22 protein-coding genes and 1 pseudogene are annotated in these 22,613 nt (G+C 42.2%); 5 read left to right on the forward strand and 18 right to left on the reverse strand.

Going from position 1 to position 22,613, the window contains the following annotated elements:
* Positions 1–87 precede the first annotated feature (87 nt).
* From SMI_RS07975 to SMI_RS07995, 5 genes are read right to left on the reverse strand one after another with little or no spacing between them, the layout of a single operon-like run.
* Complete coding sequence (locus SMI_RS07975) at positions 88–375, reverse strand: rhodanese-like domain-containing protein (RefSeq protein WP_000659158.1); 288 nt, start codon at positions 373–375, stop codon at positions 88–90.
* A gap of 10 nt (positions 376–385) precedes the next feature.
* Positions 386–577 carry a hypothetical protein gene (locus SMI_RS10845; RefSeq protein ID WP_000693342.1) on the reverse strand — a complete coding sequence of 64 codons (192 nt, stop codon included), beginning with the start codon at positions 575–577 and terminating at the stop codon, positions 386–388.
* A gap of 3 nt (positions 578–580) precedes the next feature.
* Positions 581–1,159 (reverse strand): uracil-DNA glycosylase family protein, encoded by a 579-nt coding sequence (locus tag SMI_RS07985; protein WP_000078128.1) that lies wholly within the window; start codon positions 1,157–1,159, stop codon positions 581–583.
* Positions 1,160–1,212: 53 nt separating this feature from the next.
* Positions 1,213–2,613, reverse strand: a complete 1,401-nt coding sequence (gene pepV / locus SMI_RS07990; protein WP_000207301.1) for a dipeptidase PepV — start codon at positions 2,611–2,613, stop codon at positions 1,213–1,215.
* 13 nt (positions 2,614–2,626) lie between these two features.
* A complete protein-coding gene (locus SMI_RS07995) occupies positions 2,627–3,232 on the reverse strand; it encodes a nitroreductase family protein (protein ID WP_000670178.1) in 606 nt (201 codons plus the stop codon).
* A 171-nt stretch (positions 3,233–3,403) separates the two neighbouring features.
* On the opposite strand from SMI_RS07995, the gene SMI_RS08000 reads away from it, so the two are divergent.
* Complete coding sequence (locus SMI_RS08000; RefSeq protein ID WP_000714621.1) at positions 3,404–4,204, forward strand: amino acid ABC transporter substrate-binding protein; 801 nt, start codon at positions 3,404–3,406, stop codon at positions 4,202–4,204.
* Positions 4,205–4,269: 65 nt separating this feature from the next.
* Here the strand turns inward: SMI_RS08000 and SMI_RS08005 are convergent, their stop codons facing one another.
* The 9 genes from SMI_RS08005 to recJ form a co-directional block, all read right to left on the reverse strand.
* Entirely contained in the window at positions 4,270–5,103 is an 834-nt protein-coding gene (locus tag SMI_RS08005; protein ID WP_001015753.1) for a metallophosphoesterase family protein, read from the reverse strand.
* Positions 5,093–6,940 (reverse strand): excinuclease ABC subunit UvrC, encoded by a 1,848-nt coding sequence (gene uvrC, locus SMI_RS08010; protein ID WP_012972569.1) that lies wholly within the window; start codon positions 6,938–6,940, stop codon positions 5,093–5,095. Before uvrC ends, SMI_RS08005 begins: the two co-directional genes overlap by 11 nt.
* 37 nt (positions 6,941–6,977) lie before the next feature.
* The gene (locus tag SMI_RS08015; protein WP_001267194.1) at positions 6,978–7,679 is read right to left on the reverse strand and encodes a M57 family metalloprotease; all 702 of its coding nucleotides are present in this window, start codon (positions 7,677–7,679) and stop codon (positions 6,978–6,980) included.
* A gap of 79 nt (positions 7,680–7,758) precedes the next feature.
* Positions 7,759–8,991, reverse strand: a complete 1,233-nt coding sequence (gene murN / locus SMI_RS08020; RefSeq protein ID WP_001229494.1) for a peptidoglycan bridge formation alanyltransferase MurN — start codon at positions 8,989–8,991, stop codon at positions 7,759–7,761.
* A 4-nt stretch (positions 8,992–8,995) separates the two neighbouring features.
* Positions 8,996–10,216: an aminoacyltransferase gene (locus SMI_RS08025; RefSeq protein WP_000286553.1), complete on the reverse strand. Its 1,221-nt coding sequence runs from the start codon at positions 10,214–10,216 to the stop codon at positions 8,996–8,998.
* A 111-nt stretch (positions 10,217–10,327) separates the two neighbouring features.
* On the reverse strand, positions 10,328–11,107 hold the full coding sequence (locus SMI_RS08030; protein ID WP_000290036.1) for an alpha/beta hydrolase: 780 nt from the start codon (positions 11,105–11,107) through the stop codon (positions 10,328–10,330).
* A 68-nt stretch (positions 11,108–11,175) separates the two neighbouring features.
* On the reverse strand, positions 11,176–12,837 hold the full coding sequence (locus SMI_RS08035) for a ribonuclease J (protein ID WP_000065643.1): 1,662 nt from the start codon (positions 12,835–12,837) through the stop codon (positions 11,176–11,178).
* Positions 12,838–12,878: 41 nt separating this feature from the next.
* Positions 12,879–13,100, reverse strand: a complete 222-nt coding sequence (locus tag SMI_RS10850) for a hypothetical protein (protein ID WP_000701920.1) — start codon at positions 13,098–13,100, stop codon at positions 12,879–12,881.
* 107 nt (positions 13,101–13,207) lie between these two features.
* Complete coding sequence (gene recJ / locus SMI_RS08045) at positions 13,208–15,430, reverse strand: single-stranded-DNA-specific exonuclease RecJ (RefSeq protein WP_164925525.1); 2,223 nt, start codon at positions 15,428–15,430, stop codon at positions 13,208–13,210.
* Positions 15,431–15,605: 175 nt separating this feature from the next.
* On the opposite strand from recJ, the gene SMI_RS08050 reads away from it, so the two are divergent.
* From SMI_RS08050 to SMI_RS08065, 4 genes and pseudogenes are all read left to right on the forward strand, one after another.
* Entirely contained in the window at positions 15,606–16,364 is a 759-nt protein-coding gene (locus SMI_RS08050; RefSeq protein WP_001229573.1) for an amino acid ABC transporter ATP-binding protein, read from the forward strand.
* Between the two features lie 10 nt (positions 16,365–16,374).
* Positions 16,375–17,169 (forward strand): transporter substrate-binding domain-containing protein, encoded by a 795-nt coding sequence (locus SMI_RS08055; protein WP_000726181.1) that lies wholly within the window; start codon positions 16,375–16,377, stop codon positions 17,167–17,169.
* 12 nt (positions 17,170–17,181) lie between these two features.
* Positions 17,182–17,860 (forward strand): annotated as a pseudogene (locus SMI_RS08060) (amino acid ABC transporter permease).
* A gap of 9 nt (positions 17,861–17,869) precedes the next feature.
* On the forward strand, positions 17,870–18,529 hold the full coding sequence (locus SMI_RS08065) for an amino acid ABC transporter permease (protein WP_000443889.1): 660 nt from the start codon (positions 17,870–17,872) through the stop codon (positions 18,527–18,529).
* Between the two features lie 209 nt (positions 18,530–18,738).
* Here SMI_RS08065 and SMI_RS08070 read toward each other — a convergent pair whose 3' ends face one another.
* The 4 genes from SMI_RS08070 to cysS all read right to left on the reverse strand — a co-directional run bounded on the left by SMI_RS08070 (position 18,739) and on the right by cysS (position 22,577).
* Positions 18,739–19,869, reverse strand: coding sequence for an ABC transporter ATP-binding protein (locus SMI_RS08070; protein WP_000229951.1), 1,131 nt, complete (start codon positions 19,867–19,869; stop codon positions 18,739–18,741).
* Positions 19,870–19,981: 112 nt separating this feature from the next.
* Positions 19,982–20,851: a helix-turn-helix domain-containing protein gene (locus tag SMI_RS08075; protein WP_000987098.1), complete on the reverse strand. Its 870-nt coding sequence runs from the start codon at positions 20,849–20,851 to the stop codon at positions 19,982–19,984.
* A gap of 3 nt (positions 20,852–20,854) precedes the next feature.
* Entirely contained in the window at positions 20,855–21,241 is a 387-nt protein-coding gene (locus tag SMI_RS08080) for a Mini-ribonuclease 3 (RefSeq protein ID WP_000567927.1), read from the reverse strand.
* Positions 21,234–22,577, reverse strand: coding sequence for a cysteine--tRNA ligase (gene cysS / locus SMI_RS08085; protein ID WP_012972571.1), 1,344 nt, complete (start codon positions 22,575–22,577; stop codon positions 21,234–21,236). The genes SMI_RS08080 and cysS overlap by 8 nt, the downstream gene beginning before the upstream one ends.
* Between the last annotated feature and the right edge of the window lie 36 nt (positions 22,578–22,613).

The raw sequence follows: 22,613 nt of genomic DNA on the forward strand, positions 1-22,613 counted from the left end.
AATGTTTTCAAGATTCTCAAAAATGAGAATTATCTAAAAATAAAATTCTCCTACCCAGTCCACACCAAGTAGGAGAAATTCTAATGTTTACAATTCTTCAAAGGCTAACATGCCACCTTGAACATTGATAACCTCATAGCCTTGTTCAGCTAAAAATTGGCAAGCACGCGCTGATCTCATTCCAGCTTTACAAATAACATAGTGTAACTGATCCTTGTCCAGTTGATCATAAGTATCAGCTAATTGACTCAGAGGAAGATTCTGAGCACCTTCTAAATGAAGAGCTTCAAACTCATCCACTTCTCTCACGTCTACTAAAGAAAGTTGGTCATTTTGGTAAAGCTGGTAAAATGCGTCAAAGGTTATTTCTTTCATTCTTTTTCTCCTAATACTCTTCGAAAATCTCTTCAAACCACGTCAGCGTCGCCTTACCGTAGATATGGTTACTGACTTCGTCAGTTCTATCCACAACCTCAAAACAGTGTTTTGAGCTGACTTCGTCAGTTTTATCTGCAACCTCAAAGCTGTACTTTGAGCAGCCTGCGGCTAGCTTCCTAGTTTGCTCTTTGATTTTCATTGACTATAAAATGGTTTTAATTCTTTTTTTCAAATCTGGCACCACTTCTGACTCAAACCAAGGATTTTTGGCCATCCAGATTTGATTTCGCGGTGAGGGGTGAACTAGTGGAAAATAGGTCGGCAAGTAGTTCTGATAGTGTTTTACCCGTTCTGTTACCTTGCCACTGACTTTCTCCTGTAAATAGTAGGCTTGGGCATATTGCCCAATCAAGAGGGTCAACTGAATATCGGGTAATTCTTTCAAGAGCTGTGGATGCCATTTTTCTGCAAAATCTGCTCGCGGTGGTAAGTCTCCTGACTTACCATGTCCTGGAAAGTAGAAATCCATAGGCAGAACAGCAAAATAACCTGAATTGTAAAAGGTATCTTCATCCACACCTAGCCAGTCGCGCAAGCGGTCACCACTCTTATCTTTCCAGTAAAGGCCTGCTTCTTGGGTTTTAAGTCCCGGTGCCTGACCAATGATATTGATGCGAGCAGTCTTTGGCGCTGCAAAGAGAGGCTCGATGCCACGCTTTGTATAGGTAGCATTCTGCGGATCTGCCATAATAGCCTGCTTAATTCTTTCAATTTGAGACATCTACTTTCCCTCCAAAAAGAAGTCTAAGCATACAATCTCAGACTTCTATCTTTTTATTTGATCAATTCGTAAATAGCTTCGGCATAGATTGCTGCTGCTCGGAAGAGATCATCCAAGGCGATAAATTCATTGGCTTGGTGCATGGTGTCAATTGAGTCTGGGAACATGGCACCATAGGCAACTCCGCGTTCGAGCAAACGACCAAAGGTTCCACCACCGATAACTTGCTCGTGACCTTTAAGTCCGGTTTGTTTTTCATAAACACTCAACAAGGTTTGCACAAGTGGATCTTCCATTGGCACATAGTGAGGAGTATGACCATGTTCTGACAAGCTAACAGAAGCAACTGGCAAGTTTTCAAGGATTGACTTGATTTGTTCTGGACTTGTTCCTTTTGGATAGCGGATATTAAGGGCAATGGTATTATCAGCGCTTGTTTCGTCAAAGCGGAAGACACCGGCATTCATAGAAAGGGCACCCATCTTTTCATCCACATGGGCAATCTTGAGATTTTCACCTTCATGGTCGTTCAAGAGAATCTTACCAGCGATATCAAGGTAGTCTTTGGCTGGACCAGCAAAGTCAAACTGGCTAAGGAAGAGGGCTAGGTAAGTCGCACCATTGACACCTGAAGCAGGCATAGCACCATGGGCTGATTTACCAATAATCGTCACCTTGTATTGGTCAGCTTCTTCTTGGAGTTCTCCTCTAAGTTTGTGTTCCGCAACAAAGGCATCTAGTTTAGCTTGCAAGTCAGCCAAATCACCTGAAACGACTGCTGTTGCTGATTCAGGTACCATATTTTCACGCAAACCACCTGTAAAGCTGTGAAGACGAGCAGCCCCTGCATTTTCACCTGCAAAGTGGAGGTATTCCGTGATATTTCCTTTTTCACCATTGATGATAGGGAATTCAGCGTCTGGAGAGAAACCAAAGTCTGGCTTTGCAAGTCCTACGTGCTCGAAGTAATAGTCCATGTCTGCCCAGCCTGATTCTTCATCCGTTCCCACGATGAAGCGAACTTTCTTAGAAGTTGGAAGGCCTAATTCTTTGATGATTTTCAAACCATAGTAACAAGCTGTTGTAGGTCCCTTATCATCAGAAGCTCCACGCGCATAAAGACGACCATCTTTGATAGTTGGTGTGTAAGGGTCTGTGTCCCAACCGCTACCAGCTGGCACCACGTCCATGTGGGCAAAGATTCCGAGAACTTCTTCTCCATCACCAAACTCAAAATGTCCTGCATAGTTATCAACATTTTTAGTTGGGTAGCCATCGCGGTCTGCGATTTCAAGGAATTTCTCCAAGGCTTTTACCGGACCAGGTCCAAATGGATGTTCAGCGTCAACCTTGCTGTCATCACGTTCAGAGTTGATTTCTAAAAGGCTAAACAAGTCAGCCAAGAGGTCTTCTTTGCGTTTTTCTACTTCTGCTGTAAAATCAATTGTTGTCATTTTTTTCTTCTTTCTATCTTTTCTCGATGATTTCATCTACTGGCAAGCGATAGCTTGGTTCCAATTTTTCGTCTGTGTATCCCACTGTAATCAAGAGTTCAGGGCGGAAGCGGTCTTCGATTTCCAAAACTTCGTTGACTTTTGATTTGTCAAAACCAAGAATCAGATTTGATCCGATTCCTTGGTCTGTAAGAGCGAGAACCAAGTTCATAGCAACCAAACCTGCATTGAGGGCTAGGTAGTCGCTGACTTGTTGCTCATTGTAACGGGCAAATTCAGCAGGCAAATTCTTCATAAAATATTGAAGTTGCTCTTCAGAAAAGTTATTAGCACCACCAACTCGGGCAATCTTACGAGCACGTTTAGCCAGATCTGTATCTGTAAAGAGGGCAATGGTTACAGGTGCTGATGATACCTGTTCAAAGTTTGAACCGTAAGCCAACTTTGCTAATTCAGCATTTTTCTCACGAACCACCACAAATTTCCAAGGCTGGCTGTTGTGGGAGCTTGGTGCCAAGGTTGCAATTTCGATAGCCGTACGTACATCTTTTGGATCAACAGGCTTGTCAGTGAAATGCTTAGTCGCATGACGCTTTTTATTTAATTCAAGAAATTTCATAATCGATTTCCTTTTCTAATTCTACTACTTCCATTCTACCATAATTTGAAAGAGCTTGCAGAGATTTTTCATGATTAAGTTTTTTTATCACAACCATAAAAAATATATATTGGTTCATCAGGAACATTTCTGATAAACTAACAGATAACTTTACATTTGAATGGAGATATTATGAAAAAATTTAGCCTATTACTAGCCATCCTCCCCTTTTTAGTTGCCTGTGGGAATCAAGCCACACCCAAAGAGACTAATTCTCAAAAGACAATCGTCGTTGCTACAGCTGGTGATGTGCCGCCATTTGACTACGAAGACAAGGGCAATCTAACAGGCTTCGATATCGAAGTTCTAAAGGCAGTAGATGAAAAACTCAGCGACTACGAGATTCAATTCAAAAGAACTGCCTGGGAGAGTATCTTCCCAGGACTTGATTCTGGTCACTATCAGGCTGCAGCCAATAACTTGAGTTATACAAAAGAGCGTGCTGAAAAATACCTTTACTCACTCCCAATTTCGAACAATCCCCTCGTCCTTGTCAGCAACAAGAAAAATCCTCTGACTTCACTTGACCAAATCGCTGGCAAAACAACTCAAGAGGATACTGGAACTTCAAACGCTCAATTCATCAATAACTGGAATCAAAAACACACTGACAATCCCGCTACAATTGATTTTTCTGGTGAAGATATCGGTAAACGAATCCTAGATCTTGCTAACGGTGAATTTGATTTTCTAGTTTTTGACAAGGTATCCGTTCAAAAGATTATCAAGGACCGTGGCCTAGACCTCTCAGTAGTTGATTTACCTTCTGCTGATAGTCCCAGCAACTATATTGTTTTCTCAAGCGACCAAAAAGAGTTTAAAGAGCAATTTGATAAAGCACTCAAAGAACTCTATCAAGATGGAACACTAGAAAAGCTCAGCAATACCTATCTAGGTGGCTCTTATCTCCCAGATCAATCTCAGTTACAATAAGATAGACTAAAAACGATTGGACCGGCCAATCGTTTTTAGTTTGCATTGGTTATTTTAGGAAACTCTTACAAAAAATCAAAAAATTTCTTCACATCCTCTACATACCCATGCTTTTCTATTAAGCTTGCTAAGAGTTCCAGATTGTGCCCCTGATAGTTGTCTTCTCTTCGTAGTTCTTCATACATTTCGATAAAGGGAAGCCCCTTGGACTTGGCCAATTCTAACTCAGCCTCGTAATCATAAGCAACTTTACGAAATTGGATATTGACCAATTCCCCATCTTCAACTTCTATCACGGCATACTGGGCACGGTGATTTTTTAACGCCTCCCAATTAAAATAGGGCATGCCAATCGACCCTGGATTGATGATTTGTTGCCCTTGACTGCCATAACGAAGCAACTGCTTGTGAACATGGCCATAGACTGCCACGTCAACTTCATCATCTAGGAGTTGGTCAAATTTCTCTGTATCATTCTCAACTAGCAAGTCACCACCATAGTTCTTATTTGGCAAATTATGAGAGATAGAAAAGCGCAGTCCCTCAACTTCTTTCTTTTCCAGCAAAGGCAAGCTTCGTAGCCAGACAATCGTTGCAGGATCCATTCGCTCCATCAAAAACTGGGTCATGCGCATTGACTGGATTTCTTTTGGATGTTCCAAACCATATTCACCATCCAAGGCCTCCAGGACACGATCATCCCAATTGCCTCGAACACTGGCTGTGATAGGAAGGTCCTTTAGCAGGGCTACCAAGTCATTTGCACCTGGACCAGGGAGGAAAATGTCTTCCAGAAGCCAATATTCACTGGCTCCTTGAGTTTTAGCATCTGCAATCACTGCTTCTAAAGCTGTTGCATTGCCATGAATATCTGATAAAATTGCGATTTTATGGTTCATTGTGGTTTCCTTCCGTTTGGTAATCTACTCTTTCTTCTGCCACTTGAGGCAAAGCTTCTGCCTCTTGCGGGTTCAACTTTCTCTGAACTGCTTCTGCGACTGCCCTTGGCACACCAACTTCGACAATCTCATCCACACTGGCTTCCTTGATTTTTGTCAGAGACTTGAAATGCTTCATGAGATTCTGCTTGCGTTTAGGTCCCAGACCGTCAATCCCATCCAATTGTGATGAAAAGGAGTTTTTGGAGCGCAGTTGGCGATGGAAAGTGATAGCAAAGCGGTGGACCTCATCTTGGATGCGTTGCAAAAGGAAAAATTCCTGAGAATTGCGAGACAACTCCACCACCTCAAGCGGATCTCCAAAGAGCAATTCATGAGTTTGGTGCTTATCATTCTTTTGCAAACCTGCAATGGGGATATCCAAGCCCAGCTCCTCTTGGATGACTTGCTTGGCGATATTGACTTGACCTTGTCCTCCATCAATGACAATCAAATCTGGCGGAGTCAAGCCGTCATGTTGAACTCGACCATAACGCCTGCGAATGACTTCTCTCATACTGGCATAGTCGTCTGGTCCAACCACAGTCTTGATTTTATACTTACGGTAATCCTTCTTACTAGGTTTGCCGTTGACAAAGACCACCATAGCCGAAACAGGACTGGTCCCCATGATGTTAGAGTTATCGAAGGATTCGATACGAACTGGGGTTGGGATTTGGAGCAAGCGTCCTAGATTTTCAATAGCTCCTTGGGTCTTCTCGACAGATTTCTCCAGCAGGTTGAATTTCTGCTCTAGGCTGACTCTGGCATTTTTTATGGCTAGATTGACCAGCTGTTTTTTCTCTCCACGCTGGGGTTTGACAATCTTGGTATCCACCAAAGCCTTGATGGCTTCTTCATCGATCTCCTGCGGAATCAATACCTCATTGGGAACCAGGTGAGATTTTTCTTGATAAAATTGTCCTACATAGGTTAAAAAATCCTCATCAGGATCATTATAATAGGGGAAAAGATTGACATCGCGCTCAATGAGTTTTCCCTGACGGACAAAGAAAACCTGAACACACATCCATCCCTTGTCCACATAGTAGCCAAAGACATCGCGATTTTGGAGATCCTTAGCCATGACCCGTTGCTTGGTTCGAAGCGTTCCGATGGCCTGAATTAGGTCACGGTATTCCGCCGCACGTTCAAATTCCATAGTCTGGGCTGCCACTGCCATTTTCCCCTTAAGATCATCAATGATTTTGTCATCCTGCCCTTTCAGAAAATCAGAAACCTCCTGAGCCATAGACTTGAAGTAGGCTTCATCCTTGCGACAAACCGTATGAGCCATGCATTGGCCGATATGGTAGTAAAAACAGACCTTAGACGGTGGGTTTGTACACTTGCGAAAAGGGAATATCCGATCCAGCAGTCGCTTGATTTCATTGGCTGCTCCTACATCTGGATAGGGACCAAAGTAAAGACCACCGTCCTTTTTGACCTGACGGGTGATAATCAAACGAGGATAGCGCTCGTTGGTGATTTTGATGAAAGGATAGGACTTGTCATCCTTGAGCATGATATTGTACTTGGGCTTATTTTCCTTGATCAGATTAATTTCTAGGAGAAGTGCCTCAATATTGGACTCCGTAACGATAAATTCAAAATCCACAATTTCTGACACCAAGGCCTCTGTTTTAGTATCATGACTTCCGCGGAAATAAGATCTCACGCGGTTACGCAGATTTTTTGCCTTTCCTACATAGATAATGGTGCCGTTTTTATCCTTGTGAATGTAACAACCAGGGCTGGTCGGCAAAAGCTCTAGTTTTGATTTAATCAAGTTGTTCATAGTTCCATTATAGCAAAAAAGTAGGAAAGATTGGTCCCTACTCACTAGTCTCATATATTTTTCGGAGGTTTGCAACATCCTTTTCCTGGATACCATAAAAGGAACCTGCAGGTTGCATCACAGACTTCTCATCTGTATGGTCCAAGCCAATCGCATGACCCAACTCATGTTCTGCAGTATGGACAAGGCGCTCATAGGAATAGCCATAGTTTGGATTGGACAAATAATAATGATTCAGACGCACCGTTACAGACAAGAATTGACCCGTCAAGAGATTGGTCTGACTTTCCGCCTCTCCTGCCACAGGAGTGTTTCCGTTGTTCATCTCAGTAGCCAAGATATCCGCCGTGCTGGACTCAGTCACAATTTCAAAGTTAAAAGCACCAGTTTGATTCCAATTCTGGATTGCTTCTACATAAGCCTCTTGAAAGCGTGAATCCATCTGAGGATCTAGATAAATACGAGCAGAGGCCTGTGGCCATCTTCCTTCAGAATGCTGGTGGCTATCTGTCTGGTTCAACTTAGGCAGTTGCCCTGTTCTTTCCCATTGGTCAATACTTTGTTGACCAATCTTGACTGACCGTTCTGCTTGCTTTAGTGCTCCTTGAAAATCCCCGTTTAGATACCAGAGAAGTCCGAAAGCAAGAACGCATAAGAGTACAACTGTCCAAACCAGGCGCCAAAACAAACGCCACACAAAAGAAAAGAAAGCCCCTATCAAACGAAAAATCCAGCGCATGCCTCTCCACCTTTCTAGCAAATAAAGACTATTTTACTAAAAGAAGCTGAAAGAAATCTAAATACTGACTTTTTTCATCTTAACGTCCTACTATTTTTTTGAGTAACTGGATAGCTTTGTATTTTAAAGGCGATGGATGATAACGGAAAGTACCTGCTTTGCGTACAATATAGCCATTAAAATTCTGTTTAAAACGTAAAACACCATCACTTCCATCAAAAATTCCTTGAATACCTAGGAAGTTGTATTTAGGTATTCCACGTTTTATGCTTTCCAACATAACATATTTTTGAAGCAGCGCAGGGGCATAGAATTTATTAAACTCAGTGTAGGAACCACTAAAGAGGTAAGTCGTTTCCTGAGGCATATAGACAAATAAACTCCCGGCTAAAACAATATCTTCTTCTCCATATTTTTCAATCAAGTCTCGCGCTTCTGCTTTTCGAACTTCAAACGTTTCAAATTGACTAGAATATTCTCTCAGTTGATTTTGTTTTTTCTCAGAATGAGGATTTTTACTCAAATCAAGTCGCAACTTGTCCAAGATTTCTTCTAGTTTACTTTGTTCACCTTGCAATTTGCTCATATAGTCCGAAAAATTTAAGCTTGCTATGAGAAACTCCGCTTGTTCTCCAAAAGCATCATAAAAGTGCTCATAATATTCTAAACTTTTATCACTATATTCTCTACGCTCAGAGGTTTCTTTTGTGATATTCTTAAAAATCGATAGTTCTTCACGTTTTAACTTTTTCAACCGAATACCAAAGGTTTCAGCCTTTTTCACCAAGGGTTTCCCCTTTTTGCTAAAAATTTTAAGCAAATTCTTTTCAGTTAATTCAGTCAAATCTTTATAGTATAACCAATCTGGTTCTCCACCTGGATACCCTGTCGTCAAACCACCAAATTGATAACCTAAATCAGTCAAACCTTGAATAATACTTTTTTTCTCAGCATCTATTGGATTACCTTGGCTATCAAAAGTTTGATAAGTTTCATAAGGTTTTACAAGCAACTCTAATACACCATTTTGCTTGGCATATTCTTTTAACTCCGCATAAAAAACTGGAAGAGTATCTTGTTGGGTATAAATCGGACCCGAATTGAGCTCCATATGCAGCCCCCCCAGCATGGGCAAGCTATAAACCAGAGCTGCAACTTGAATTTCTCCTTCTTGTTTCAAAGCAAGATAAACAATTCGAGCCCCTCTTTTTTCTAGCAAATCCCCCATCTGGATAGATTGCATAAAGGAACGAGAAGAAACCTGATCAGAATAAGTCTGAAACTCTTCTTTGGTAAGTGTTGTTAGTGCCATATACTTACTTTCTATGTTTTTTTCTTAAGGTTTTACGGAAATCAAGAGCAAGTCTTAACAGAGGATAGAGAGGATGAGTGGGCATTGTAAATTCACCCAAATATTCTTCAATCGTTGGATTAAATTTTTCCTTAAAATGATAAAGTCCACCATTGAGAGAGTTTTCAACACCACCTAAATTTTGCCAGACCATACCGCGCTCAAAGGCATAGCGAGCCGTTTCATACCAAGTTAAAATTGGTGCATTGTAACGTTTAAAATCATCATCCATACCAGCATATAGATTGACAGAGGTAGTACCAAATTCCAAACTCAAAGTAGCCGCTAACGGAATGTTTGATTTTCCCATATTCATATATCCCTGCAAGAAATCTATTTCCTCTTCTAAACGTTCTTTTTCTTTTATATTTTCCTGAATTTTTGAAGGTTTGGTTGCATCATTAAATTTTTCTGCAACTACTCTATTTTTTTCTAACTGTTCTTCTAATTCTCTTAAACGCTTAGAAACATCCAAACTCGTTAGCGTGATATAGGAATCTTCTTTGAAGTTATCCAATAATTTTTTATAATAGGCTTCATTCCTCAAATGAATCTCTTTCCGCTTCTCGGTTTTTTTCATCAAAAAGGAAAAAGACTCCAATAATTCAGTTCCACCAAATTGAATCTCTACCCCCTTATTCCGTGCTGTTCGAATAGCCTGTTTTGTTGACTTGGAAAGTTTATCTTCTTCAAAATTTTCCTTGTATATTTTCGCCTGAATACGAGGTTGAATGGTGTCTCCCATTTCCTCCGTTTTTCCCGACCACCTTACTCCCATTTGTTGCAAACTATCAATAATAGCCAGATTTTCAGGAAATTCTGTCTTTTCCTGATTAATTAAACTTTGAGACAGGCAAATACTTGGGTCAAAAGTCACAAAAATAGCTCTCTTGCTACGAGCATAAGACTTAATGGACTGAATGACAAAACTCAAGAGTTCCGTATCCCCATAATCCAATATAGGTCCTCTTGGGACGTAAAACATTTTATAGCCTAGCGGAAGAGCTCTAATCAAAATACTAGCTGTCGCCAGTAATTTTTCTTCCCTGTAAACACCAAACTTCTCATGTTCCCAGTCAGACTTAACTTCCTCCCAAGCACTGCTTTGTAATACATTGGCTAATTCATGTTCTTTGACAAACTGATCATATTCTAATGTGGGAATGCCAATTTGATAACGGTACATTTCCTACTCTCCTTCCTCCAGTATCTTATTACCATTCTACTACTTTCGTTTGAAAAGTCTAGTAAAAACATATTTTATTTTAGTTCTACTCCCCCTATGCTGAAGTTCAAACTAAGTCAATCTCTCTTCTAATTTGAAATCAATCGGTAGGGTTGCTAAGAACCGTTCCAATTGTTTTTCCCAATAATACCACTCGTGAGTTCCAGCGCTATGGCTATAGGTCACATCAAAGCCCAGTTTTTTGAGATTATTCACTGCTAGATTATTGGCTTTATACAAGAAATCCTGCTCGCCACACCAAGCCCAAAGCTTGATCTTTTTATCCGATTTTTTAGCCAGACTTTCAAGAGAATAAGAACTAGCTGTCCAATCTTTAATCTCCCCAAACACACCTCTCCAATAAGCAGGTGTTCCCAGATTTTGACTCTCAGGAGAAAAATCTTGAAAGCTAAGGGCGCCTGAAAAGCTAGCTGCACGAGAAAAACGATTTGTAGCAAGAGCCAGTTTAAAGCAGCCGTAGCCTCCCATAGAGAGACCAGCAATAAAGGTCTTTTCACGCTTACTGGTCATATTAGGGAAGAAGCGTTTCAGAACCTGTGGCAATTCCTCTGCCAGAGCTGTGTAATAATCAAAACCATACTGGGTATCGGTGTACCAACCATTGCTGGTATTAGGCATAACAACGATGAGATTAGTCCCCCGAAGCAAGCGTTCTACATTGGTCCGCTTGAGCCAACTATTATGATTGCCAGACATCCCATGCAAGAGGTACAAGACGGGAATATCTTTACACTCTGGTTCTTCTACTCGATTGGCATCAGGGTAGAGGACATTCACTCCCCACTCCATATCCAATACTTGTGAGTAATACTCAATTTTCATTACTGCCATGATTTTCTCCTTCTATTTTCCGATAAGAAAAAGCCGAAATTCGACTTTCTCCCTGTTTATTTCAACGATTATTTCGCTTCCATGACTACTGGTAGAATAGCTGGACGACGCTTGGTTTGATCAAAGAGATACTTGGTCAGAGTATCCCGAACCTTGCCTTTAAGATCCGCCCAGTCAAAATCATCTCCTTGAAGATAGTCTTCTACCGTTTGGTTAATCAATTCTGAACTTTCACGGAGAATATCGCGACTCTTCTTGAGATAAACGAATCCACGCGTGTGAACACGAGCCTTGGCCACGATTTTCTTCTCACGACGGTTAACGGTGATTGCGACGATGAAAATTCCGTCCTCTGACAAGACCTTACGGTCACGAAGAACTACATTTCCAACATCACCGATGGCATTCCCGTCAATCAAGACATCCCCTGCTGAAACCGCTCCAGCTGGGACAAAGTCTCCATTCTCATAAGCCATGCTAGTTCCCTTTTTAGGGATGAAAATGCGTTCTGGCAACATCCCAACCGCCATAGCAGCCTTAGCATGGGCATCTAACTCACGGTATTCCCCTTGAATCGGGAAGAGATACTTGGGTTGCAAGAGGTTGATCATTAACTGCAAATCACGCGCATTTCCGTGCCCTGACACATGTAAACTTTGGGTAATCAATTTGACAACCCCTCCTGCCTGATAAATCATATTTTCCACACGCGCAACGAAGGCTTCTTTAGCAATAGACGGAGCCGTAGCAATATAGACCAGGTCCCCATCCTTGATTTCTACATAACGATGGCGACCAATCGACATCTTACGAAGTCCATTGATAGGTTCACCCATACGACCTGTCTCAAGAATAATCAACTCATGGTCTTCAAAGCGAGACATATCTTTCGGCTTAATCAAGAGAATTTCGTTGGCTAAAGACAACTTCTTGAGACGAATCGCTGTGCGGACGATATTTTCAATATCAAATCCTGTCAAGACGATACGTCGACCTGTTTTATCCGCAGCGTCAAAAATCTGCTGGATACGAGAAAGGTTACTGGAAACAGCTGCAACGATGATACGACCTTCCCAGTCAGCAATGGTTTGGGTAATTTCATCTCTAACTTCACTTTCACTAGCCACCTGAATATCGCTGTCCGCATTGGCCGAATCACTGAGGAGAGCCAGGACGCCGTCACGACCGATTTCTGCCAAACGAGCGAAGTCTGTCGCATAGGATTCACTAGCTGTCTGGTCAAATTTGAAGTCACCTGTATAAACGATGCTACCTTCAGCTGTCTTCAAGACAATTCCCAGGCTCTCTGGAACGGAGTAAGTCGTAGGGAAGAAGGAAACCACTGTCCCACCAAAATCAATCTCCGTATCTTCATCAATAACATGAAAATCATTAAATTTCTTGACTGCGTCATTTCCTTTGACAAAGAGTTTGGCCAACTCAATGGTCAACTCAGAGCCAAATACAGGTACCTTGGCTTCAGCCAAGAGATAAGGCAGAGCACCAATAGCATCTGCATGTCCGTGAGTTAAAAATACCCCAGCAATTCGATCTTTATTTTCAAAAAGGTAGTCCATCTTTGGAATCACCACATCGACCCCTAATTGTTCATTTTCGGGATATTTTAACCCTGCATTCAAAACAAAAATGGACTCTCCAATTTCAGTAATGTACATATTTTTCCCATTTTCACGTACACCACCAAGTGTTGTTAAACTAATATTACTCATTTTTCCTCCAAAATCTTAGTTTATCTTGATTATAGGGTTACTTACCCTCTTATTCTAAAAGCACTATTACTTTTATACTCTTCGAAAATCTCTTCAAACCACGTCAGCTTCGCCTTGCCGTATGTATGGTTACTGACTCCGTCAGTTTCATCTACAACCTCAAAACCATGTTTTGAGCTGACTTCGTCAGTCTTATCTACAACCTCAAAGCAGTGCTTTGAGCAACCTGAGGCTAGCTTCCTAGTTTGCTCTCTGATTTTCATTGAGTATTAGCCGAATCTTTTCCTACCATTATACCATTTTTTTGATGATTTTCAAAATGAAGATTTGTTTTCAAAAAAGAGCTGGTTGCCCAACTCTTTCCTATCTGCTATTCTTTTTCCATTAAAAAGTCATAAATTTCTTGCACGGTACCCAGCGCCATCATTTCTTGGTCTTTAACGGTTTGTTTGAGATTTTGGTAAATCCGACTTTCTCCTATCTCTCGCTTTGGCGCTTCCTTATTGACTGTCATAACACCATCTTTGATGGTCACAAAGCCTAGTTCTTCAAAGACTTGAATCATCTTGACAAGTAAGATTTGTTGAATATTGAGATAAGTGGCCAAATCCTTCAGTTTATAGCGAATATCAAACTCTGGAAACTGGTAGATAGTCTTGTACAATTTTGCAAACTGATCTCTAGTCCCATAACCTGTCAGATAGTAGGCCTTATCAATATCATTTTTGAAATAGACAGCGGAAAAATTCTGTTTCTGAAAAATGGTCTTCAGCTGAGTAATATCTTCAGGAATGGTTTTCACGACAATAGCTTCACTAGCCGCTATATTTGGCACTTCTCCAGCAAAATCCAAGACTGGAACTCCTTCTGGCAAGACTGCATTCTTCCCACGGATGTTAAAGAGTTGAACACCCTCCACACGCGCATCCACCATCATCAACTGGAGGGCAGTTTGGCCATTCCATTGGTTGACAGACAATTTGACTGCCAGCTCTAAATTCTTGGTTTGAGCAAACTCTGTCGCCCATCTGCCTTGGCCAAAGGCTACCACTTCAAAACTCGCCTCACCTTTGGAAATTTTCAACTTGAGATGAGCATTGCCTGCCCCCATAGTACGGGCACTTTCGACCTGAAAATCCTTTATATAAAAGACAGGTTTCTGATTGTCCATTCCAAAGGGAGCTAAACGTTCAAAACTTTTGACCGTTTCCAAGCTAAGTGTCTCCAAATTCAGTTCTTCATCTAGATTTAACTTGTTCTTGCCAGCAGCATCTGCACCTTTTTCACGAACATAATCTTCCAAGACCTGAGATAAATCTGAGAGTTTCTCCACTTCCAGCGTCATTCCAGCCGCACCAGCATGGCCACCAAAGGCGATAAAGAGGTCTCGATGGGGATCTAGAGCCTCAAAAATATCGACCGCTTCCACACTACGAGCACTGCCCTTAGCACGACCGTCTTCTATATTAAGAACAATGACTGTCTGTCCCAATTCTTCCAACAAACGACCAGCCACGATTCCTAGAACCCCAGGATTCCAGCCTTCCTTGGCCAAGACTTGGACCTTCTTCTCAGGGTCCACCATGGTCTTAGCTTCTTCATAGATAGACTGGACGATTTCCTTGCGCTCTTCGTTTTTCTGATGAATCATAAGGGCAATCTCGTGAGCTTCCTCGTCGTCAAATCCAGTCAACAAATCAATAGCGGGATTAGGATCATCTAGACGTCCCAAGGCATTCAAACGAGGGGCAATCTGGAAACCAACCGTTTCTTCTGTTACTTCGTTGGCGGCAATCCCAGCCATGTCCAGCATTTCTTGTAGGCCAATACGCTGGGTATGACCTAACATTTCCAGACCATATTGAACCAAGATACGGTTCTCATCTGTCAAACTAACCATATCAGCAATGGTACCAATAGCAACCAAATCAAGCAATTCCACTTGTACTTCTTCTAACAGGGCACAAGCCAGCTTGAAAGCCACTCCGCAACCAGCCAAATATTTAAAAGGATAGTTCGCATCCGGATGTTCAGGATGGACAATGGCATAGGCATCAGGGAGGGTTTCAGGCATGGAATGGTGGTCTGTCACAATGACATCCACTCCCATAGACTGGGCCAATTCAATAGCCTCATGACCAGCAACCCCATTGTCCACCGTCACAATCAAAGAAATTCCTTCTTGCTCGATAAAGTATTTATAAACACTAGCATTTGGACCATAGCCATCAGTAAAACGATTGGGCAAGTAAACACGGCACTCGGCACCAAGTTGTTCCAAACTTTCCTTAACAATTGACGCCGAAGTCATGCCATCCGCATCGTAGTCTCCATAAACGAGAATATTTTCCCCCTCTTCAATGGCCTGACGAATCCGTTCCACTGCCTTGTCCATATCATGGAGCAGATAAGGGTCATGCAAGTCCTCCAAAGAAGGTTCTAAAAATTTCTTCAGACTTTCTTGGTCCTGAATCCCTCTCTCAAATAATAACCGAGCCACCTCAGAACCCAGTCCAGCCTTCTTGGCTATCTTTGTAAAATCCGCATCTTCAACCTGCGGGGCAAACTGCCATTCATAAGTAGGTGTTATCAAAAAGACATCCACTCTTTCTAAGAATTCTATTGCTTCATTATAACATGATTTAGGCTTTTTCTCTATCCAGATTGCTTTTTTATAAAATTTTAGTGAATTTTTAAGATATGATTTGACAAGACAAATTTTTTGGTGTAAAATCATGTTATAAAATCTAACACAAAGGAGATTCCTTATGGCTTTAGTAGAATTTGAACACGTCGAAAAATATTACGGGGACTACCACGCGCTCCGCGACATCAATCTCCGTTTTGAAAAAGGACAAGTCGTTGTCCTACTCGGACCATCTGGTTCTGGGAAATCCACTCTTATCCGTACCATCAATGGTTTGGAGGCTGTCGACAAGGGAAGTCTTCTAGTCAATGGCCACCAAGTTGCTGGTGCCAGCCAGAAAGATTTGGTACCTCTTCGCAAGGAAGTCGGCATGGTTTTCCAACATTTTAACCTCTATCCGCACAAAACAGTGTTAGAAAACGTAACACTTGCACCTATAAAAGTTCTAGGAATTGAAAAAAAAGAAGCTGAAAAAACAGCTCAAAAATATCTGGAATTTGTAAATATGTGGGACAAGAAAGATTCATATCCAGCCATGCTGTCTGGTGGACAAAAGCAACGGGTTGCCATTGCACGTGGACTCGCTATGCATCCGGAACTCCTCCTCTTTGATGAACCAACATCTGCCCTTGACCCTGAAACCATCGGTGATGTTCTGGCAGTTATGCAAAAATTGGCCCACGATGGTATGAATATGATTATCGTTACTCATGAAATGGGCTTTGCCCGTGAAGTTGCGGACCGCATCATCTTTATGGCTGATGGAGAAGTTTTGGTGGATACGACAGATGTTGATGACTTTTTCGACAATCCAAGCGAACCTCGTGCCCAACAATTCCTCAGCAAAATCATCAACCACGAAAGTGACAAAGTCAAATAAGGAGGCGCCTATGAAAAAGAAATTCTTTTTATCCGCATTATTGATTAGCCTTTTCGGCCTTACTGCTACAAAACCAGTTCAGGCTGACACCAGTGTCGCAGACATTCAAAAGAGAGGCGAGCTGGTTGTCGGTGTGAAACAAGACGTTCCCAATTTCGGTTATAAGAATCCTAAGACTGGGACCTATTCCGGTATCGAAACTGACTTGGCCAAAATGGTAGCAGATGAGCTCAAGGTCAAGGTTCGCTATGTGCCGGTTACAGCGCAAACCCGTGGACCCCTTCTAGACAATGAACAGGTCGATATGGATATCGCAACCTTCACCATCACAGATGAACGCAAAAAACTCTACAACTTCACCAGCCCTTACTACACAGATGCCTCTGGCTTTTTGGTCAATAAATCTGCCAAAATCAAAAAGATTGAGGACCTAAACGGCAAAACCATCGGAGTTGCCCAAGGTTCCATCACCCAACGCCTGATTACTGAACTGGGTAAAAAGAAAGGCCTGAAGTTTAAATTCGTCGAACTTGGTTCCTACCCAGAATTGATTACGTCCCTACACGCTCACCGTATTGATGCTTTTTCCGTTGACCGCTCGATTCTATCTGGCTACACTAGTAAACGGACAGCACTACTAGATGATAGTTTCAAGCCATCTGACTACGGTATCGTTACCAAGAAATCAAATACCGAGCTCAACGACTATCTCGATAACTTGGTTACTAAATGGAGCAAAGATGGTAGTTTGCAGAAACTTTATGACCGTTACAAGCTCAAACCATCTAGCCATACCGCAGATTAAGGAGGACACCCTATGACAGATTTATCATCTTGGACAGCCTATTTTCAGGATTTTGGACAATTTTTCAACGGTTTCCTCTTCACCCTTGCCCTAGCGATCGGATCCTTTATCCTCGCCATGGTCTTAGGCATCTTATTTGGAGCCATGTCAACCAGTAAACGTCCAATTTTACGCATTTTAGCTCGCATCTTTGTGGAGTTTTACCAAAACACTCCCCTCTTAGTGCAGTTTGTCATCGTTTTTTATGGCCTACCTCTTATCAGTGACCATATCATCATGATTCCAATTTATTGGACAGCTGTACTCTGCGTGGGACTCTATCACGGCGCCTATATCGCTGAGGTTATTCGCTCAGGGATTCAGTCTATTCCTAGCGGTCAAATGGAGGCAGCCTTGTCACAAGGGTTTACCTATATCAGTGGCCATGCGCTTGATTATCTTGCCTCAGGCCTTTCGTATCATTCTCCCTCCTTTGACCAACCAAATCGTCAACCTCATCAAGAACACCTCAACAGTCGCTATCATCTCTGGAGTAGATTTGATGTTTGTGACCAAGTCTTGGTCAGCCCTCAACGGAAACTACATTCCAGCATTTTTAGGCGCTGCTCTACTATACTTTTCTCTTTGCTTTCCTGTTGCCCAGTTTGGTCGCAAGATGGAGCAAGCCAACAAAAAAGCCTATTCACTTTAGGAGGTTACTATGGAATCCATTTTAGAAGTTTTGACCCCAGATAACCTAGTCTTTATCTTTAAAGGATTTGGCTTGACCCTCTACATTTCTCTGATTGCCATCGTCCTCTCTACCCTTATCGGAACGGTGCTAGCCGTCATGAGAAATGGTAAAAATCCTGTCTTAAGGATCATCTCCAGCATTTACATCGAATTTGTGCGTAACGTTCCTAACCTCCTCTGGATTTTCACTATCTTTTTGGTTTTCAAGATGAAATCCACTCCAGCAGGAATCACTGCCTTCACTCTCTTTACCTCAGCAGCTCTAGCTGAGATTATTCGAGGCGGTCTCAATGCCGTAGACAAGGGACAGTACGAAGCAGGAATGTCACAAGGATTTACTTCTGCACAAATCCTCTACCACATCATTCTCCCACAAGCCATTCGCAAAATGTTGCCAGCCATCATTTCTCAGTTTGTAACCGTGATTAAGGATACCAGCCTCCTCTACTCTGTTATCGCCCTACAAGAACTCTTTGGAGCTAGCCAAATTCTCATGGGCCGTTATTTCGAACCAGAGCAGGTCTTCAGTCTTTATATCCTGATTGCCCTCATCTACTTCAGCTTTAACCTAGCAATTTCTAGCCTGTCACATATGCTAGCCAAACGTTGGCAACAAGCTGCAGAATAATACTCTTCGAAAATCAAATTCAAACCACGTCAGCTTCCATCTGCAACCTCAAAACAGTGTTTTGAGCAACCTGTGGCTAGCTTCCTAGTTTGCTCTTTGATTTTCATTGAGTATAAACAGCCACTCTCCAGTTCATTGGAGAGTCTTTCTACGCAATCGCCAAAAAAACACTGCCAGATTCCTCTAGCAGTGTTTTGAGTTTCATTTGCTTAGTAAATTGTTCTTTCAGTTTCTACATCGAAGAAGTGTGCTTTGTTCAAGTCAAATCCAAGTTCAACTGTTGCACCTGTTTGCAAGTAGTCACGAGCATCAACTTTAGCAACAAATTCATCTTTACCAACTTGGCAGTAAAGGTGAGATTCTGAACCAAGCAATTCTGATACAGAGATAGTCGCTTTTACAACACAGTCTGGGAATGTTTCAAGGAAAGCAGGTTCTGCATTCACGTCTTCTGGACGGATACCGAAGATCAATTCTTTACCTTCGTAGCCTTTTTCACGAAGAACTTTCAAAGCACCTTCTGGAACTTTCAAACGGAAACCGTCAGAAACAATTTCGCTACCAACCAATTTCACGTTGATGAAGTTCATAGCTGGGCTTCCGATGAATCCTGCTACGAATTTGTTAACTGGGTTTTTGTAAACTTCTTGAGGAGTACCGATTTGTTCTACACGTCCGATAGTACCTGTACCAGCAGGGTTCTTAGTTGCTGACATGATAACGATACGGTCTGCAAGTGTCATCGCTTCTGTTTGGTCGTGAGTTACGTAGATAGTTGTAGCTCCGATACGACGGTGGATTTTAGCGATTTCAGCACGCATTGATACACGAAGTTTAGCATCCAAGTTTGACAAAGGCTCGTCCATCAAGAATACTTTTGCGTCACGGACAATCGCACGACCCATGGCAACACGTTGACGTTGACCACCTGAAAGGTCAGCTGGTTTACGTTCCAAGAATTCTTTCAATCCAAGGATTTCAGCTGCTTCTTGCACACGTTTGTCGATGTCTTCCTTGCTATATTTACGCAATTTCAAACCGAAAGCCATGTTATCATAAACAGTCATGTGTGGGTAAAGAGCGTAGTTTTGGAATACCATGGCGATATCACGGTCTTTTGGAGCTACGTCGTTGACAACCACGCCATCGATAGATGCAGTACCTTCTGTGATGTCTTCAAGACCAGCAATCATACGAAGAGTTGTTGATTTACCACATCCTGAAGGACCTACGAAAACGATGAACTCTTTGTCTTTGATGTCCAAGTTGAAGTCTTCAACTGAGTAGTGTTCGCTGTTTGGATATTTTTTGTAAATATTTTTAAGATTCAATTCTACCATGAGGTGAACTCCTTTTGTCTTTTGATAGTTTTATTATAGATGAAAACGCTTTACATTTCTATGGCAAGATGACCAAAAAAATAAAAAAGTTCTGTGCAACTTGCACAAAACTTTAGAGAATATCTGGTAAAATCAATTGATAACACAAGGTGAGATCTGTCAACTCCTTCAACTGAAGCCCTGTCAATTCTTCCCATTTATCAATCTTATATTGGAGAGAATTGCGGTGCAGATAGAGTTTCTGGGCTGTTTTAGTGAGAACAGCACTATTTTCCCAAAGAGAGAGGATGATTTCCTGAATCTGATCTTGATCCAAAATCATCTGGTGTAGACATTCCTTGATTGGCTTCAAGTCCACGAGCCTTTCTCCCATACTCCATAGATAGAGCTGAGAAAAAGTATGAACACCTTGGTGACCCTGACGCCACCAGGTCTTAAACAAATCGCGCTCTGCTTTGATTAAGTCTGATAGGGCTTGATGGCCTGTCTGAGACCAAACCTGACCTAACATGATAGAGAGACGCAGTCCAAAGTCATATTCAACCGCTTCAATCGTATCACTTAAAATAGCTCGTACAGAGGTGTACTTATCTTGTTGGAGAACAAAAATGTAATCCTGCGCTCCCACCTGTAGCACTGTCTGACAGTTAGGAAAAAGGGTCCGCATCATATCTAGCCAAGAAGCTAGATTTTCCTGCTGAAAATAGGAAAGATGACAATAGGCCAACTGAATCTTTTTAAAAGTTTGTGGTGCTTGTCCCTTGCCCTCAATCAGAAAAGAATACCAAGGATTGAGCGAACGAGCCTGCTCCTGCTGGGTCAAAAGGGAAATCAACTGCTTTTCACGCTCACTGAGCCCAGTTTCCTCCAGCAAAATCCACTGCTGAGAAGCTAAAGGGAGGGTAAGATATCCCTCTTTCTCTACTGGTTGGTCTGAAATCTGAGCTTCAGGAAACCAGTCTTGTAGTTCTTTTGACATCATGTCCTAACCCTCCACTTTTTGGATGCACCACGAAATCAAGCTCTCAAGACGTTCCAGATTTTCAGTCATATGAAGATAGCCCATCACAGCTTCAAAACCTGTGGACATACGGTAAGTCACCACATCAGCATTTTTAGCCTTTGTGTGACTATTGGTATTGCGACCACGTTTGTAGATTTCTTCTTCTTTTTCCGTTAGGACCTGCTCCTCCAACATGAGAGAAATCAGGCGAGCCTGAGCCTTGGCTGAGACATACTTGGTCGCTTCTTGATGGAGTTTATTGGGCTTGGTCATACCTTTGAGGATGAGGTGACGACGAATATACATAGAATACACCGCGTCCCCCTCAAAGGCTAGCGCAATCCCGTTAATGAGATTGACATCAATCACGTGTCCACCTCACTCCATCTTTGGTATCAAGGAGCTTAATCCCTTGAGCAGCCAATTGGTCACGGATTTGGTCTGCTGTCGCAAAGTCACGATTGGCACGCGCCTCTTGTCGTTTTTGAATCAAGGCTTCAATGTCTGCATCTAAAACTTCCTCGACAAAGACAATTCCAAAGACTTCCAACATATCCGCAAGAGCTTGCTTGACACTTGCATCATAGTTGCCGGAATTGATCCACTTGGCCATTTCAAAGACAACTGTGATTCCATTTGCAGCGTTAAAATCTTCATCCATTGCAGCCACAAACTTGTCTTTAAAAGCCTGTAACTCTTGAGCATCTACAGTCCCAGAAAATGGTTGTTCGTAAGTGTTCTTTAGATACTTGAGATTAGTCTCTGCATCACGCACTGCCTTTTCTGTAAAGTTGATTGGCTTGCGATAATGTTGAGTCGCAAAGAAGAAACGAAGCACTTGCCCATCGAGGGTTTTGAGGGCATCATGCACTGTAATAAAGTTGCCCAAGGATTTGGACATCTTGACATTATCGATATTGACAAAACCATTGTGCATCCAGTAGTTGGCAAAGGTCTTACCTGTTTTAGCTTCAGACTGGGCAATTTCATTGGTGTGGTGAGGAAACTCAAGGTCAGCTCCACCACCGTGAATATCAATGGTGTCGCCCAAAATCTCTGTTGACATGACTGAACACTCGATGTGCCAGCCCGGACGACCAGGTCCCCAAGGACTGTCCCAAGAAATCTCGCCTAATTTGGCAGCTTTCCATAGGGCAAAGTCTACAGGATTTTCCTTACGAGCCGTTTCTTCATCGGTTCGACCTGAAGCACCTAGCTCCAAATCTTCCAATGTTTTATTTGCTAATTTAGCATAGTTATGGGATTTTTCAACACGGAAGTAAACATCCCCTTGGCTCTCATAGGCAAAACCTTTTTCAATCAACTCTTCCACAAAGCGGATGATATCCGCCATAAACTCCACTACACGCGGATGGCGGGTCGCAGGCTTCACGCCTAAGGCCGTCACATCCTCACGAAAGGCAGCAATGTACTTGTCCGCAACCTCCTGGGGCGTGATACCTTCTTCCTTGGCACGGTTGATAATTTTATCATCTACATCTGTAAAATTGGAAATATAGGCAACCTCATACCCACGATACTCAAAATAACGACGAATCGTATCAAAAGCTACCGTCGAACGGGCATTCCCCACGTGGATATAGTTGTACACGGTTGGCCCACAAACATACATCTTGACTTTGCCGTCCTCGATTGGGACAAATTCTCGCAAATCACGAGACATGGTGTCATAGATTTTAATCATAAAATAATAGTCAGGAAAGCCAAAATCCAAGAACAG

Source organism: Streptococcus mitis B6 (assembly GCF_000027165.1).
GTDB classification, from domain to species: domain Bacteria; phylum Bacillota; class Bacilli; order Lactobacillales; family Streptococcaceae; genus Streptococcus; species Streptococcus mitis_AR.

What these genes read in the sequence shown, in the direction of transcription:
- SMI_RS10845 (WP_000693342.1), bottom strand. Translation starts at nt 577, where the DNA reads ATGAAAATCAAAGAGCAAACTAGGAAGCTAGCCGCAGGCTGCTCAAAG.
- SMI_RS08050 (WP_001229573.1), top strand. Translation starts at nt 15,606, where the DNA reads ATGGCTTTAGTAGAATTTGAACACGTCGAAAAATATTACGGGGACTAC.
- SMI_RS08055 (WP_000726181.1), top strand. Translation starts at nt 16,375, where the DNA reads ATGAAAAAGAAATTCTTTTTATCCGCATTATTGATTAGCCTTTTCGGC.
- SMI_RS08030 (WP_000290036.1), bottom strand. Translation starts at nt 11,107, where the DNA reads ATGGCAGTAATGAAAATTGAGTATTACTCACAAGTATTGGATATGGAG.
- SMI_RS07995 (WP_000670178.1), bottom strand. Translation starts at nt 3,232, where the DNA reads ATGAAATTTCTTGAATTAAATAAAAAGCGTCATGCGACTAAGCATTTC.
- SMI_RS08070 (WP_000229951.1), bottom strand. Translation starts at nt 19,869, where the DNA reads ATGGTAGAATTGAATCTTAAAAATATTTACAAAAAATATCCAAACAGC.
- pepV (WP_000207301.1), bottom strand. Translation starts at nt 2,613, where the DNA reads ATGACAACAATTGATTTTACAGCAGAAGTAGAAAAACGCAAAGAAGAC.
- SMI_RS08035 (WP_000065643.1), bottom strand. Translation starts at nt 12,837, where the DNA reads ATGAGTAATATTAGTTTAACAACACTTGGTGGTGTACGTGAAAATGGG.
- SMI_RS08075 (WP_000987098.1), bottom strand. Translation starts at nt 20,851, where the DNA reads ATGATGTCAAAAGAACTACAAGACTGGTTTCCTGAAGCTCAGATTTCA.
- SMI_RS07975 (WP_000659158.1), bottom strand. Translation starts at nt 375, where the DNA reads ATGAAAGAAATAACCTTTGACGCATTTTACCAGCTTTACCAAAATGAC.
- murN (WP_001229494.1), bottom strand. Translation starts at nt 8,991, where the DNA reads ATGGCACTAACAACACTTACCAAAGAAGAGTTTCAGACTTATTCTGAT.
- uvrC (WP_012972569.1), bottom strand. Translation starts at nt 6,940, where the DNA reads ATGAACAACTTGATTAAATCAAAACTAGAGCTTTTGCCGACCAGCCCT.
- SMI_RS08000 (WP_000714621.1), top strand. Translation starts at nt 3,404, where the DNA reads ATGAAAAAATTTAGCCTATTACTAGCCATCCTCCCCTTTTTAGTTGCC.
- cysS (WP_012972571.1), bottom strand. Translation starts at nt 22,577, where the DNA reads ATGATTAAAATCTATGACACCATGTCTCGTGATTTGCGAGAATTTGTC.
- SMI_RS08065 (WP_000443889.1), top strand. Translation starts at nt 17,870, where the DNA reads ATGGAATCCATTTTAGAAGTTTTGACCCCAGATAACCTAGTCTTTATC.
- SMI_RS07985 (WP_000078128.1), bottom strand. Translation starts at nt 1,159, where the DNA reads ATGTCTCAAATTGAAAGAATTAAGCAGGCTATTATGGCAGATCCGCAG.
- SMI_RS08005 (WP_001015753.1), bottom strand. Translation starts at nt 5,103, where the DNA reads ATGAACCATAAAATCGCAATTTTATCAGATATTCATGGCAATGCAACA.
- SMI_RS08025 (WP_000286553.1), bottom strand. Translation starts at nt 10,216, where the DNA reads ATGTACCGTTATCAAATTGGCATTCCCACATTAGAATATGATCAGTTT.
- SMI_RS10850 (WP_000701920.1), bottom strand. Translation starts at nt 13,100, where the DNA reads ATGAAAATCAGAGAGCAAACTAGGAAGCTAGCCTCAGGTTGCTCAAAG.
- SMI_RS08015 (WP_001267194.1), bottom strand. Translation starts at nt 7,679, where the DNA reads ATGCGCTGGATTTTTCGTTTGATAGGGGCTTTCTTTTCTTTTGTGTGG.